Source organism: Candidatus Dependentiae bacterium (assembly GCA_016191325.1).
Lineage (GTDB): Bacteria > Babelota > Babeliae > Babelales > JACPOV01 > JACPOV01.
In genome coordinates this window covers 887,164-901,730 of sequence record JACPOV010000008.1, presented here as the reverse complement: position 1 = coordinate 901,730, position 14,567 = coordinate 887,164, and the positions used below count along the sequence as shown (strand labels likewise).

General features: G+C 37.6%; 19 protein-coding genes. 3 read left to right on the top strand and 16 right to left on the bottom strand.

What is annotated here, in order from left to right; all coding sequences use genetic code 11:
* Positions 1-393, bottom strand: a complete 393-nt coding sequence (locus tag HYX58_04905) for a hypothetical protein (GenBank protein ID MBI2775318.1) — start codon at positions 391-393, stop codon at positions 1-3.
* Between the two features lie 128 nt (positions 394-521).
* Here HYX58_04905 and HYX58_04900 point away from each other — a divergent pair, with 128 nt between their 5' ends.
* From HYX58_04900 to HYX58_04890, 3 genes are all read left to right on the top strand, one after another.
* Complete coding sequence (locus HYX58_04900; GenBank protein MBI2775317.1) at positions 522-1,097, top strand: nitroreductase family protein; 576 nt, start codon at positions 522-524, stop codon at positions 1,095-1,097.
* A complete protein-coding gene (locus HYX58_04895) occupies positions 1,097-1,468 on the top strand; it encodes a hypothetical protein (protein ID MBI2775316.1) in 372 nt (123 codons plus the stop codon). Before HYX58_04900 ends, HYX58_04895 begins: the two co-directional genes overlap by 1 nt.
* A gap of 202 nt (positions 1,469-1,670) precedes the next feature.
* On the top strand, positions 1,671-2,288 hold the full coding sequence (locus tag HYX58_04890) for a nitroreductase family protein (GenBank protein ID MBI2775315.1): 618 nt from the start codon (positions 1,671-1,673) through the stop codon (positions 2,286-2,288).
* Position 2,289: 1 nt separating this feature from the next.
* On the opposite strand, the gene HYX58_04885 is transcribed toward HYX58_04890, so the two are convergent.
* From HYX58_04885 to HYX58_04815, 15 genes are all read right to left on the bottom strand, one after another.
* Complete coding sequence (locus HYX58_04885) at positions 2,290-3,849, bottom strand: WD40 repeat domain-containing protein (protein ID MBI2775314.1); 1,560 nt, start codon at positions 3,847-3,849, stop codon at positions 2,290-2,292.
* Between the two features lie 387 nt (positions 3,850-4,236).
* Complete coding sequence (ybeY, locus tag HYX58_04880; GenBank protein ID MBI2775313.1) at positions 4,237-4,692, bottom strand: rRNA maturation RNase YbeY; 456 nt, start codon at positions 4,690-4,692, stop codon at positions 4,237-4,239.
* Between the two features lie 6 nt (positions 4,693-4,698).
* Entirely contained in the window at positions 4,699-5,106 is a 408-nt protein-coding gene (locus tag HYX58_04875) for a hypothetical protein (GenBank protein ID MBI2775312.1), read from the bottom strand.
* Between the two features lie 88 nt (positions 5,107-5,194).
* Complete coding sequence (locus tag HYX58_04870; GenBank protein MBI2775311.1) at positions 5,195-7,687, bottom strand: valine--tRNA ligase; 2,493 nt, start codon at positions 7,685-7,687, stop codon at positions 5,195-5,197.
* 87 nt (positions 7,688-7,774) lie between these two features.
* Positions 7,775-8,098 (bottom strand): hypothetical protein, encoded by a 324-nt coding sequence (locus HYX58_04865; protein MBI2775310.1) that lies wholly within the window; start codon positions 8,096-8,098, stop codon positions 7,775-7,777.
* A gap of 115 nt (positions 8,099-8,213) precedes the next feature.
* The gene (locus HYX58_04860; GenBank protein MBI2775309.1) at positions 8,214-8,552 is read right to left on the bottom strand and encodes a hypothetical protein; all 339 of its coding nucleotides are present in this window, start codon (positions 8,550-8,552) and stop codon (positions 8,214-8,216) included.
* Positions 8,553-8,666: 114 nt separating this feature from the next.
* A complete protein-coding gene (locus HYX58_04855; protein ID MBI2775308.1) occupies positions 8,667-9,014 on the bottom strand; it encodes a hypothetical protein in 348 nt (115 codons plus the stop codon).
* Positions 9,015-9,024: 10 nt separating this feature from the next.
* Complete coding sequence (locus HYX58_04850; GenBank protein MBI2775307.1) at positions 9,025-9,480, bottom strand: hypothetical protein; 456 nt, start codon at positions 9,478-9,480, stop codon at positions 9,025-9,027.
* Position 9,481: 1 nt separating this feature from the next.
* Complete coding sequence (locus tag HYX58_04845; GenBank protein ID MBI2775306.1) at positions 9,482-9,946, bottom strand: hypothetical protein; 465 nt, start codon at positions 9,944-9,946, stop codon at positions 9,482-9,484.
* A gap of 94 nt (positions 9,947-10,040) precedes the next feature.
* A complete protein-coding gene (locus tag HYX58_04840) occupies positions 10,041-10,391 on the bottom strand; it encodes a hypothetical protein (protein MBI2775305.1) in 351 nt (116 codons plus the stop codon).
* 81 nt (positions 10,392-10,472) lie between these two features.
* Positions 10,473-10,802: a hypothetical protein gene (locus HYX58_04835; GenBank protein MBI2775304.1), complete on the bottom strand. Its 330-nt coding sequence runs from the start codon at positions 10,800-10,802 to the stop codon at positions 10,473-10,475.
* Between the two features lie 28 nt (positions 10,803-10,830).
* Positions 10,831-11,235, bottom strand: coding sequence for a hypothetical protein (locus HYX58_04830; protein ID MBI2775303.1), 405 nt, complete (start codon positions 11,233-11,235; stop codon positions 10,831-10,833).
* 148 nt (positions 11,236-11,383) lie between these two features.
* Positions 11,384-11,680 (bottom strand): hypothetical protein, encoded by a 297-nt coding sequence (locus HYX58_04825; GenBank protein ID MBI2775302.1) that lies wholly within the window; start codon positions 11,678-11,680, stop codon positions 11,384-11,386.
* Positions 11,681-11,684: 4 nt separating this feature from the next.
* Entirely contained in the window at positions 11,685-12,041 is a 357-nt protein-coding gene (locus HYX58_04820) for a hypothetical protein (GenBank protein MBI2775301.1), read from the bottom strand.
* 71 nt (positions 12,042-12,112) lie between these two features.
* Positions 12,113-14,422, bottom strand: a complete 2,310-nt coding sequence (locus tag HYX58_04815; protein MBI2775300.1) for a tetratricopeptide repeat protein — start codon at positions 14,420-14,422, stop codon at positions 12,113-12,115.
* Positions 14,423-14,567: the final 145 nt, after the last annotated feature.

Here is a 14,567-nt window from a genome sequence, read left to right as displayed (position 1 = left end):
TTAAGGAAGATTTGATAATAATTTTGGAGCGTAATCCACAATAAATTTTGCACCAGTAAAAGTTCCAGCCGCTAGAAGGCCAAGCATGGTAAAAAAAATCGATTTATCAATAAAATCTGGTGTTCTTGCAATAGGGAGTGTTTGTGCGGGAGAAACGTTCGGAAGTTCTTGTATGATTCCTGCCGTATTTATATTCGTATTTACGACGTGAATTTTGTGAGCAGGCGATGGCGCTAGAGCAATTTCCATCGTTACGGTTTGTGCATCGGCGCTTTCGGTGATAATTGGCAGAGGAGCTCCTTGCTCGTGCGTAACAATAATGGCCTGCTCAGCAGTTGTATAATGAAAAAATGCGAGTGACATTATTAAAGAAAAAATAATTTGGTAGTGCATTATCGATAACCTCTTTTTTCTTCATCCTTATTATTAACCGTAACAAATTGTTTTTGCAGAAAAACAGAATCTAGCGATTTGATAAAATCTGTGCCTATGATTGAAAAAAAGAAAAAGAGGGTGTTGAAATGGTGCGAAAATCAAGTTATGCAATTAATCCCATTATTCTTAATCGTTGGTCTCCTAGGGCAATGTCGGGCGAGCCGTTGACCGATAAAGAACTCATGCAGCTTTTTGAAGCTGCTCGATGGGCACCATCTTCTTTTAATAATCAGCCCTGGCGTTTTATTTACGCAAAAAAAAATACCGATTCGTGGGAAAAGTTTTTTAATCTTTTGGTGCCAGCAAATCAATCGTGGGCTAAAAATGCAGCTGCATTGGTAGTTATAATTTCACGTAATAATTTTAGTTATAATAATAAACCTTCAAGAACCCATACATTTGATACCGGCTCCGCTTGGGAAAATCTTGCATTGCAGGGATATCAAGATGGATTGGTAGTACATGGAATGGAAGGGTTTGATTATGATCGTGCAAAAAAAGAACTTATAATTCCGGATGGTTATACCGTAGAAGCGATGTGCGCAATCGGCAAACCTGGAAAAAAAGAAGATCTACCAAAAGAACTACAGGAAAACGAAGTTCCATCGGATCGCAATCCACTCGAATCCATAGTATTTGAAGGAACGTTCAAGGAAAAATAATGCAATCGATGTGGCAGCAATTAACGCGGTTTATTATTGTTTATCAACTCACCATTAACTGTTTTTCAATGATCGCACTTGATGAGTTTCCTTTTTATCGATCGTTGTATTGGTTAATAGTGGCAGAAATTCTTTCAATCTGTGTTGGTGTTTTTGCAATTATATTAGGAACAATGGTAATCGATCATTATCCAACATTGTTTTTACAGAATTTTTGGCTTTGGTTTTTTTTGGGAGCGGTTTGCATGAGCGCGCAATTGTTCCTGTGGCAGTTACTGCTAAAAAAAGAGAAAAATAGTTTATTGCTATTATTTTTTGGTATTGGAATCGTTTCTTGGGCAATAGTGGCTGCGCTTTTTTGGAGTTCTTGATTCGATCTTGTGCTCTAAAATCTTCTGTGGTACCCTACTTTCCGCGGGAAGTAATTAATCATACTAACCATTAAACTCAAACGAGTTTGTGGGCAAAAAAATTGAGAGATATCTTATGCATATGTTCAAAGTTATTGTTTCATATACGGTAGTAGTAGTTTGTGGTGCGATGGTTGTAGCAGCACTTGCAGAGAAAAAAGATATGGAAAATCGGCGCGAGTCGCTCCATGCACAAGCTATAAATTGCCGTAAAACAGATTTTCCGGTGGAACAAATTTTTATTGAACGATGGTCGCCTCGTGCACTCTCTGGAAAAGCGATCAGTGATGAAGAACTGATGACTCTTTTTGAGGCCGCTCGCTGGGCCGCTTCTTCATTCAATGCGCAACCATGGCGTTTTGTGTACGCAAAACGTGGTACACCAGAATGGAATACGTTCTTTGACTGGTTGGTCGACTTCAATAAATCATGGGCAACGAATGCTTCTGCACTTATTCTCGTTATGTCTTATAAGTATTTCCCTCATAACCATGAATTTAACCCGACGCATGGATTTGATACTGGCGCTGCATGGCAAAACATTGCGCTTCAAGCATCAAAAATGGGTTTGGTGGCACATGGAATGGGTGGGTTTGATTACGCGCGCGCTAGAAAAGATCTTTCAATCTCTGATGATTTTGATATTCATATGATGATCGCTATTGGAAAGCCGGGCGATCTATCGGTACTTCCAGCAGAACTTCGATCACGCGAAGAACCGTCAATTCGCAATCCAATCAAATCATTTGCATTTGAAGGATGTTTAAAATCGAACGAATAATTTAAAGCGCTGTTTTATTTTCTTGCTTTATTAAATCGAGTACAGCTTTTAATGGTGCCGCAGTAGTTGCAAAATGCTGCGGCATTGTTTTTGGATCTAGTTTCTTTTTGAGCGCTGCGGCTAAGAGCAATGCTTGAGATATTCCCGTTCCTAATTTAATTTTATAAACCATATTAACTTGACTTAAGTCAACGAGAACTAATTCGTCTCCTTCATGAGGAATTGAAATAAACTGATCTCCATTTGGATGGTATTCTACTTTTCTTATCTGATTTCTAGACGGTTCCATAGATAAAGGTGGAATGATTTCACGTTTGTCTGCGATCATAATTCCATCTTTTTTTACTACTATCATTTGCTTGAATTCTTCATGAGGATGATCTGCATGATTCTCATTGGTGCATTTACTCTTGAATGAAATATGATTGTTTAGTGGCAAATGCATAAGCATTATTTGTGCCGCAGCGCAAAGATTAGGAATGTCGGAAATATCAGTTCCAATTTTTGATAAAACAATTGGTTTGCCATCAATGAGCTGTACTACTTTTAATCCCTCTAGATTTCCATAAATAATTGTTTCCGAATCTGGATTACATTTTGCCACTCTAACATTAAATCCAGGATCAATATGTTCCTTAACTATTTTGGCTTCATCTTTGCCTGGTGACCACACAAATATCTTACCTTTATGATCCCCAGAGATGAGTTGATTAGATTTCGGAACGAATGAAACGGTATTAACGCACGCTTTATGGTTGTCAAATTCAAAATATTTTTGGCCTTTCAATGTGTTCCACAGCAAGACTCGCCCATCAAGACTACTTGATGCCAGTTCGAATTCTTTATTGTATGCAAGCATGGTTATACTATCTTTATGCCCAGATAATGGTTTGTGAAGAGGTTCACCGTTATCGGGATTAATAATATAGATATTACTATCCGCTGCTATCGCCAACTGCGAACCATTTTTATTATAAGTTGCATCGCTTATTCGTTTGTATGGCAAACTTTTTTTATTAATAGTTATGTATTCAATCATTTTAGGCATAACAATTTTTCTTAAGATACTATTAACCATAATTTTTTCTTTACGCTTTGAAAGATCTTTTTCTGGTAATTCACCAGTTTTCAAGAAAGATTCTAGATGTTGGTCTGATGTCAAATTTTGAGCGATAGTCTCTAATGCAATAGTTTCCAATTGTTCTTCGCCAAGTTTTGATGCGATCTGTAACTGTATTCTAAGATCATTGGAAGTTTTCTGCGCAAATAAAATACGTAACATTTCTGGGTTGCTGTTTAAATTAAAAAGGAATTGAGAAAAGGCTTGAAAACCGATTGCAGAGAGGTCTTTTTCTGCTTTCTTTTCTTTCTGGAATTCATCCGCCAATAATTTGCAACGATCGAGTATACTTTTAAGTTGCTCGCCTTTATAAGTATGAGAAAAGTTATTTGCAAATTTAATCGTTAATTCTTCAAGGATTTCTTCTTTTTTTTGAATAAGCGCCGCATAAGAAAATTGTGTTAAAAAACACCATCCCATTAAGAGCATTATAGAACGCATTTTTCCCCCATTTCCACCCATTTTTTCTAATTATAGTAAACTATGACTCGCGCGTTCAATAATCTTTTTACTCTGGAAAAACCATGAATGAACAAGAACTCTTTGAGATCCTGCATCGTATGCAGATTAGTACCGATACTTATGAGCATAAACCTGCATTTACGGTGCTCCTTCGATACAATTTCGAGCTTTGCTCAAAATCACTCAGGATGATCGGGAGGCGAAATTATTTAATCCGCTCGTGGTGAGTGTTTTGCGAAATTGTGTAAATGAGCAAAATGTATCGAACCATGCGCAATACCGCTACAACGCTTATCAGCCCAGAAGATTTAAAAAAATTTATTGCGCGGTGCGGCAATCAAACAATAATAATAAATTTTTCAGAACTTATTTAGATGCCAGGTGCTTTAAAATCCGCGTTTCTTCTTTGTGCATTATCGCATAATCTTCATCTTTTTCATGATCGTAGCCGCGCAAATGGCAAATACCATGAACGATGAGCACACGCATACGATCTTCAAGAGAAACGCCTAATTCTTGAGCTGCTTTTTGCACGTATTCGAGCGAAATAATCAAATCGCCAAGGTTTTTTTCGTCATCGCAATGAGGAATAATGCGTTCACCCGGTTTTATATCTTCATAATAGGAAAACGAAAGAATGTCGGTCGGTTTATCTTTCTGACGGTATTCTTTATTGTATTTGTGAATAGTTTTATTAGTGGTAATCCAGACGCCCAGATCAAAATCACCGTATTTCAAAAAATCGAGAATCTTTTGAGCATCTTTTTTTAAAAGATTTGTGTCGTATTTAATTGTGCGTTGAGTGTTTTTTATGGTGATCATGAGTTTTTATCGTAGATTCTGTGGAAGAGATTTATGTATCAAGTAGACGCCACGAACGAAGGCTGCGCCTGCAATACAATTTACTATAAAATCCTTAAATTCCCAGTTGGAGTACTTATCTGAAAGCTGTTTACCTATAGCGTTGGGCATATCTGCTTTTGGTTCTCTCGATACCTTGGCATTATCTAAGGCATAATCAGATTCAATATATTTATTTTCAATTTTAGTTTTGGAGTCTCTTAAGGGTCGGTATTTATACCAAAAAGCGACAGCACCGATACCATACCATGTTATTGGATTATCTAATTTTTTTACACATTCGATCGCATGAGAGCTAACTGTTGCTTTTAAGCTATCGTCTGAATAAGCGCCAAATGGGAAGAATATAGTAAAAAATAAAATTCTTTTAAGCATAAATATCTCCATTCAATCTATATTGTCTCATGATATTCTCCATTTGGCAAAAGTGGATTTTATTTATACTGATCTTATAAATAGGACTTCATAACTGAATTATCATCGAGCGTTGTTCTCCATCTTGCGTTAATTTTGATCCTGATTCATGCAAACCAATCTGATAGTTGATTGTATGCGCGTGCGTAATTCCTTTGATCAATTGCTCTTCGCGCTTTAAGAAACCAAGATGTTCTTCTTGTTGGCTATACACAGCAAGTTGTTGCAATTCGGTTTTTAGAGAAAGTTGATGTTCAGTTTTTAATTTACGTACCGCGGTTATGAGCGAGAGCACGGTGCTAATAACATGAACACTAAAATCAAATTCGTACGATTTCTGGAAATCGCTGAATTTTGTTTGGTGAATTGATGCAGCAAATTTATTCGGAGTTCCTGTGAGGCCATTTGCAGAATAATAAAGCTCTTGATAAATCGATTCACAAATGTGCGGTAAATAAGGGCTATAAAGTTGCAAAATACGAAGGCCGACGTTATATAAAGTCCATTTAGTAGCAGCAACCAATTCAGGTTTATAGTTTTCTGGCTTGAATAATTGATCTTTGACTAATTCTAAATAATTATCGCAGAAATCTTTCCAGAAAAATTGTTCAATCGCATCGAGCGCTAAATTAAATTCTTGCTGATCAAGATGTTTTTTGTAAAGTGCAAAACATGCTGAAGCACGTGCAAGTAACCATTCATTAATCGCACCAAAATGGGCAGTATTATTTTCAGACTTAACATCTTTTGTGTGCTCAGCGACAAAAAGGAATGCATTCCAAAGTTTGGTAATTAATTTTTGCCCGATCTTGAGCTGCGTTTCAGAAAACGCCATATCGTATCCCAAACTTCCTGAAGCAGTCCAATAACGAATTACGTCCGCGGGATAGTTTTTAAGAAGTTGTTCAGGATCGGTTTTAGCATTTTCTTTTGATTTTGATAATTTTTCTTTGCTATCAGAAAGCACGTGGCCTGAAATTACAATATCGCGCCATGGAATCGTATCATGGTGCATCCAAACTTTAATAATCGTATCAAATGCCCATGTACGAATAATATCGTGTGCTTGCGGGCGCATGCTCATCGGAATAAAATTGAGAACTTCTTTATCGGTGAATGCACTTTGTGCGTTTTTATTGAATTCGGTATAGCAAATATAGGGCGTGAGCGATGACGTGTTCCAGGTGTCCATCACGTCGGTATCGCCAACGATCTCTGAACTGCCACATTTTTTGCAAACGCCGCTATAGTGCATTTCCTGTGGATCTACCGGCAATTGATTAATATCCGCGAGCAGAATTTCTTTGCATGGTGCGCAGTGCCATACTGGAAACGGGATACCAAAAAAGCGTTGACGCGATAAGCACCAATCCCAGCTGACATTTTCAACCCAATTTACATACCGTTGCTTCATGAAAGAGGGAAACCAATTAATATCGTCGGCTAACGCAATTAATTTGTTTTTATGTTCCAAAATATTTAAAAACCATTGCGAGAGGGGCAAATATTCGATCTCTTGCTTGCATCGTTCGTGAACGTTTACTGCATGAGAAATCGGTTTTTGTTCTTTAAGCTCATTTGATTCTTTGAGAAGCTCAATAATTTTTGTGCGTGCAGCGTGCGCCTTAAGGCCAGCGAGCTGCCCGGTGGATTCAATCCAGCGGCCATCAAGGCCGATCGATTGTTTGAATGGTAGTTTATATTTTTTATACCAAAGAATATCGGTCTTATCGCCGAAGGTGCAGCACATCACGAGCCCGGTTCCTTTTTCAGGGTTTACGAGTTCATCTGCAATAAATGGTACTCGATTGCCAAATATTGGAACAATCGCTTCTTTGCCTTGGTATTTCGAATAGCGTTTATCATCAGGATGATACATTAATGCAACGCAGGAACTTAAAAGTTCAGGGCGCGTGGTTGCAATAATAAGCTCGGTACCACCATCCATTTTGAATGCAACGTTATTGAATATTGATGGCTTCTCTGCATCGTCAAGTTCCGCTTGCGCAACTGAGGTGCGGCAATTAGTGCAATAAAGCGCGGGCTCAAAACGGCGGTACACGAAACCTTTTTTATAAAGCAAAATAAATGATTCTTGAGAAATTTTGCGCACTTCGGGCGAAATGGTTGAATAGCATGCATCCCAATCGACCGAAAGCCCCATGCGCTGCCAAAGCTCTTCAAACTGTTTTTCTACGCCGGCAGTTTCTTCAAGGCACACGTTAATAAATTCTGAACGTTTCATGCTATGCGCAGAAATTGCTCGTTTTTTTTCTACATACCGTTCAGTTGGTAGGCCGTTATCATCAAAACCGAAGGGATAAAATACGGAAAAACCGCTCATGCGCTTATAGCGAGCGATAACATCCGTTTGGGTGTAAGAAAAAATATGCCCGATATGCAAAGAGCCAGATACGGTTGGCGGGGGGGTATCGATCGAATAGAGTTCGCCCGGATTATTTTCCGTTTTATAAGTATTGTGCTCTAGCCAAAGTTTGCGGGCTTTTTGCTCGCATAACTGATGATCGTATTTTTTTTCCATGAATGAACCGTCGATAAAGAATTGAGAAACTATTTAATAGTCCCATTCTAAACGAATCATGCAAGGTGGTCAAAAATAGAGTCGGGCTTAGTTTTTTTTCAATTGATCGGGAAGGTCAACTACTCTATACAACGTCCCAAAAAAAAGGAATATCCCTGTCCCCAGGCAAACATGGCTTGCGTATCCGCATAATTTTTCTGATCGCGGATAGTTATTTTGTCTGAAATAATGTTTAGCAGTATCAAGACCTCCAGCCGCCATCACTAAAAGGCAAGATCCAACACCATAGCCAGCCGTTACCAGATTATTTTGATCATTCTCCTTAGAAAAATCATTTGGTTGAGCACTGGTTAAAGAATGCGTAATGAGGAACGAAAAAACAAATATATGAATTGTGTGTAATAATTTCATGAAACGTCTTAAATCCCTGATGGGCAATAAAATTAAGGATGATAAAATAGACCGCCAATAATACTTATATTCGCCAGGTGTGGTCGCTAAAATAAAAACTTGTTAGTAAAAAAGATTACTTGCCAAACTGGCGAGCGCACTCTTCAGATCGTATTATTGGTGTACCATACGCGAATCCGCCTGCAAGAAAAATGGCTGATAAAGCAGCTGAACTGTGCCCAATCAATGCAACAGTTTTGCTTGCGCATGGATAATTATTTTGATTGAGCTTTTGTGCTGTAGCGTAGATGCCGCAAGTTAATATTAGTCCAAAGACTCCTATCGTTCCCGAAGTTATTTGTTTAACCGAATCGGATTGTCGCTGGATTACGCAATTGATTTCTGGTGGATTTGCGTTAGCGACTGAATAGGTGATAGCTAAAAGTATAAGTGTTAATTGATGCATTAATTTCATAATTGCCTCTGCTTATTGATTATTTTTTGCACTTATAATAATCATTTGCGGCATCATATGCAATCTAGCTTAAGCAGATGCCACTTACAATGCGAAAGCTTTTAATATTTGTTTCTATTGGATAGCTTCATTAAGAAAACTTATTGCTGCTAAAGAAAAAATCCCACCGAAAAATAAACCAAATATGTGCCGTTCATCATCCACGATATTAAAATAATAATCATTTTTTGCTTGCTGCAAATTTAATGATCTATCTGCATATGGTGTATTTAATTTCTCAGCGTATTGTTCATCATTATTTTTTTTAGCTTCTTTGAAAGTTTCAAAACAGATTTGTGCACACTTAATTGAGCCAACAGCAAGGAATCCATTTGTGATTATGCTCAATAATGGCTTAGAATGAATTGGAGCTACTGGTAAAAGCAGCATCAATGTGAGTAAAATATATTTTTGTAATTTCATTTTTATTTTCCTATCTTTGAAATTCTTCTTGATTATGTGAGTTATTTTGAGATCGTTGAGATAAGTAATCCGCAAGCCTAAATAATGTGGGGGCGAATAACACAATGCTTCCTGAGCCGATGATTGACACCTTCAATAAGAAAAGCGTTAATGCTTTCGTTGATTGAAGAGTATTGCGAGCACCATCTGGCATATTTAAAAAAGAGCAACTCCAGATAGCTAGAGATTTCGCATTAGTACAGATGTCGCTAAAAGCTTCAGACATAGTTGAAATGTTTGAAAAGGCTTTATCTAAAGGCGGTAGTTTTATTTTTCCAGAAGCAAGCGAGAAAGAAAGGATCGTTCCAGTGAATATTGCGGCTGAAGTTTGTGGATGATTTCTAACCCATTTGGTTATACCCGCGTTAGTTTGCGTTGCAGTACTCATCACGAGAAAAGTCATAACTATTTTTAAAAACAGCTTCATATTATGCGGTCTTGCTATAATAGTCATATAATGCTCGAGCAAGCACAGCGCTGCGAATTAAGGCAAGCCCTGAGATTGTTCCCCAAAAATATGGAGCTATATTGAAAGATTGAGATTGAAGAGGATTACCTGCATTTCCACGATTGTTTCTTATACTCAAAAAATAATTTCGAGCACGAGCAAAGAGCGATGCACTTTCATGCCATCTACGATCTTCTGGTATGCTTTCTTGGGTAACTTCAGATTCGCTATTTTCTCTTTGTTGTTGGATACCTGAATTTTTAGCTAAATATCCGCAATAAAGTGCGCAGGCAGCTGTAGCGCCAAATGCTAATAATGCACCCGTTGCTTGGCTGGTTGTTTCAATTTTAGAGCTATCAAAATAATCTACTGGCAATGTTTGCATTGATACGCAACACAGTGCTAGTAGTGAAAACTGCAATTTAAATCTTTTAAAAAATAACATATAACCTCCATTTATTTGCTATTATTAATTTATCACAATTGAAAAATTAAGCAACCGCGACAATTTTTATAGGTCGCTGCATGAAAAGCTTAAATTAGCTATCAGTAGGGGATTTTACATCATCAAGGCATGAATTAAAGAGATAATAGCCTCCATAAATAACGAGGCCGGTGACGCCAAGCGCAATCCATGGATGTTCATACGATTCTTCATAAATTTTTCTTCTATGTGCTTCAAAATCAATATTCTTCAGGTGTTTCCACAGAGCAGAGCCTGAAAAATAGGTAATGTAGCCCGCAGCGCCCAGGAGAGCTATTTTGGCGCCAAAATAGGTCGCCTTTTTGAGCGTCCACCCCTGAGATTTTTGAACTGCCATAATCTGTTGAGTTGGATTGGCAAAAAGTACGATTAACGTGAGGAATGCTATTTTTTTAAGCAATTGCATATAATCCTTTCAAGTGAAATTAAATACACGAAATACTGAAAGAATTATATAGAAAAAAACGAAATATGAATTGAAAAATTATTAAGAATACAAGGCTTTTAAATGAGGCCAAACGTAGATTGCTAAACCTACACCGCCAAATACTGTAGCCATACCAGCATTAATTAAAATTCCGTTTTTGCGGATCTCTGGGGGTAAATTTGCATCTGAATCAGGACTGTACCATTTGTAGGTTTTTGCAAGTGAAGCTGCTGTCCACATCGTGCAAATTGCAAGAGCGGCGTACCGTGTTTTTGAATAATCAGCCAGTTTTGAAATTAACGGTATTTGCCAGCCATCAGCTGGTAATGCTGATGAACTTATACTCAAAAAAAGAGCTGCGCATAGTAATTTTTTTATATTTTTTTTCATATAATAATCACTTTCATTTGAGGGAAATTTATCTGTTTATGTATGCTAAGAATCCTGTAATCGCTGCAAGAGCAAGAGAAGCATTCGACATGCGAGAATGAAATCTGTGATCGAGGATTCTTTCTTGTTTTCCGATATTTGCATTATTAACCAAGGTTGGATGCAAAGGATGCGAATGAATATCTGGTCTGTCTGCGCTTAATCGCCTTTCCAGATTGCAAAGCCGAATGTACTCCGATTGTTGTATATGTGCTAATTGTGATTGGTAGATACTAAAAAAGAAAGAACATACTGAAACTGTTTGCATAATTGAGGGATTGAATTTTATATCCAGAAATGCATTCATGAAAGAAGGGTTTAGCTTTTCAGCAGATTCAGCAAAACTATTACCGCAGCAGATTAAAAGTAAATTTAAAAAAAGTAATTTTTTCATTTTTTTCCATTTTGTACACAGTGATTTTTGCTCGATTTTATATTTCTATTATAAATTTTATAAAAAAGTGGGGATTTTGTCAACTGCAGGCGAATTTTATACTATTTAAGATGGTTCACCGTTAAATAGCTGAAAAAAATGGAAGATCCTAAAAGCCAATACCTACAATGGTATTGAATCCTATTTTTTTTGTAGCAAGTTGTGCGTCGACAGGATTACCGTGGCTGCCTGCATTTACTCGTGCAAGATTCCTCGTTTTAAAGAATCTAGATTCCCTAATGTTTGTGAGGGACCAAAGAGCACCAAATTCTGAAGCAACGGCGATCGATCCAGTATAAGTTGCTGGATGAGAAATGAATTTTCCGAATCGGGCTTTTTCAGAAAACGCAATATTAAAAGAAAAAAAGAGTGTAAGAGTTAAACAAAAAGAATGTAGTTTTATCATAAAATTATTTATTGCGTGATTTTAATGCGAAATATGCACTTACAGCTGAAATTCCAAAGCAAAGAGCTCCAGCAACTCCGCATACAGTGCTATCGCCTGCAATGAATAATCTAACAAGGTCATAAGGGTTAACGTGATATAATCTTCCAGGCTGAGGAGGATTTGCAATTTTGTTAGCCTGATTGTGCACTTTTCTGACATTTATATTATTCATAATTCTGGAAACCGAATAAATTCCAGCGCCAGCAAAAACTATTGGTGTTGCCGGATGTGAAAAGAACTGTTGCAGCTTTCCTGGCTCTGCAGAAATTGTATAGCTCAGCAAACTAAGAAGAATGATGAGTAAAGTATTTTTTTTCATAATAAAAATCCCCCGCTGATAAAAAAATATTAGAATTTTATTGTATCAACAGGGGATTTAATATCAAATGCTTATGCGTTAGCGGCTTGCGGCTGCGCTGTTAGCCTTCTATTCAATTCAGCTAAAATGGCGTGTGCTGAATTTTTTAAATCGGCGGGAATGCCATCTTTTTGTACATACGCCACCAAAACATCACGCGCTTCAGCTTGTTTTCCTAGGTCATGTAAGCATGCAGCAATGCGCAGCTCCAGGTTTGCCATTTGGAAATTAAGACGTTTTGCCATTTGGAATGAATCGAGCGCGCTTTGCAAATCTTTTATGCGAACATAGCATTCGCCCATGTTGTACCATGATCTTCCATCGTTTACGTTTCTGTTTACTAAGAAACGATAAATTTGAATTGCTTCAGGATATTGCTGGTTCATGGTGTATGCATATGCCAAATTAAACGTGTGATCGTACGATGTTGGATCAAATTCGAGTAATTTTTGATACGCAAGGATTCCGTCTTGGTATTTTTGCATAGCCATTGCCATGCTCGCAAGAACGGTGAACCCTGCTACGTTATCAAGATCACCTTTGGTGCACGCGTCTCTAAAAGATTGGAGCGCTTGATCGTATTTACCTTGATCCATGTACATTTTTCCGTAATTAAAATACGCCTTTCCATAATAGGGGCGAAGTTGCAATGCAACTTGGAGCATTTTTTCAGCGTTCTCGTAATCTTTTTTTGCAATAAAGAACGAAGCTAAATTATTATAGCCTTCCGGATAATTGCGGTGAATATTAAGCGCCTGTTTCATCGTCTCGATTGCCAGATCGATTTTATTAGTCGCAGAATACGCAACAGCCAAATTATTCCAAGGATCTGGGTAGTTGCGATCCATGTCGATCGCTTTTTTATAAAGGGGAATAGACTCTGCCATGCGCCCTTGTTCAGAAATCGCTACGCCTAAATTATTATAAGCGCGCGCTTTCATAGGAGCATTTTTAATGATATTCGTCCAAAAATCTTCTCCTGATCTCCACACTTTATTTCTTTCAGTTGTCATGTACCCCAATGGAAGGCAGAGGAGCAATGCAAAAAGATAGTTGATAGCAGGATGAGAAAAAGTTGGCGATTTTTTTTGGAGCGCATCTAAAATAAGTTGATTGAGTTTAACAAGTACGCATGCGAGTAAAAAAAGCACCGCAAACGACGCAAGATAGGTTTTATAATCAACGAGCAGTTCAGAAGAGGGAATGATTGATGATCGAGGAGCGATGGCGATCGCAAACCACAAAGCTGCAAACGCAATAATTGATGTTCGATCGCGATAAAGCAGGCGGCCAATTGCAACGGCGCATCCGGAAAGCAAAAGAAAAAATAGAATACAATCGGGCGCAAAAAAGCTTGAGACCAGTTTCCAATCGTATTCAACGCTTATATCAAATGGCCACACAAACATAACGATATAGTGCGTGATAACTTTAAATTGTGAAATAAAAAAATGGAGTGGTTTAATAGGATCGGATTGGTTTTGAGTAAGTATATTGCCAATATTGTTACGCGCTTGCATTTTTAATCCGATAGCATTCGTAAAAAAACTTGGTTTTAGATAATAAAGATATATTCCCCATACCACAAACATCAGCGACGTATGAATCCAAATTCGGGATTTAAACGATTGCCAATTTCCTTGCGCGACAAAAAACCAATCGCAAAGGAGAGTTAGTAAAGGCGAAACAATAGCAATTTCCTTGGTCCCAGATGATAAAAGGCCAAGGGTTAAAAGGAATAAAAAAAGAAATGCCTTTGCAAAAAATCTTTTTGCATTCGCAAGCGCTAGAAAGGTAATGCAAATCGCAACCGTAAAAAGAGTGGCCAGTCCTTCAAGTTGTCCTTGAATAACGTACGAAACGGTTTGCGTTTGAACAGGGTGCAATACAAAGAGCGCACCGGTGCAAAATGCAATAGCAAATCTATTTTCAGAGAAAAATGTGCGCCGTTTAATGAGTGAAAGAGCGTAAAATACAAAAAAGAAAACAAGGATGCCAGTAAAGGTGTGTGAGGCGACATTGAACAGACGATAACTGAACGGATCGAATTTTCCAATCTTATAATGAAGCGTATTTATCCAAGCACTAATCCAGCGAACGTAGGCCAAGAAAAGATCAGAAAAGCCCATATGTCGTATATTAAAATAGCGCTGAATATTAATAATATCGTCAAATTGGAAATCATAATGGAGGGATGGGTAATAAAAAAGAAAAGGGAAAAAGGTAAGCGCTAATAGAGAAAGAGTTATTTGAAGTCGGGTTACGGCTGAAGGTTTAAATAATTCCTCGTGCACCAGCTGCGGCTTTGCTTGTTGTTGAACTATTTTTTTCGTTTGCTTCATTAAAACTCCTTTAATTTACCTTGAACGAGTTCGTAGTTTATCCAAACCAATAATTTTGGCAAAGTATGAATCCGTTTGTTTGAAAATTACGAAATTAGGATGTCCGCATGGTTCGATACATTTTGCTCATAAAAATTTGCAAAAC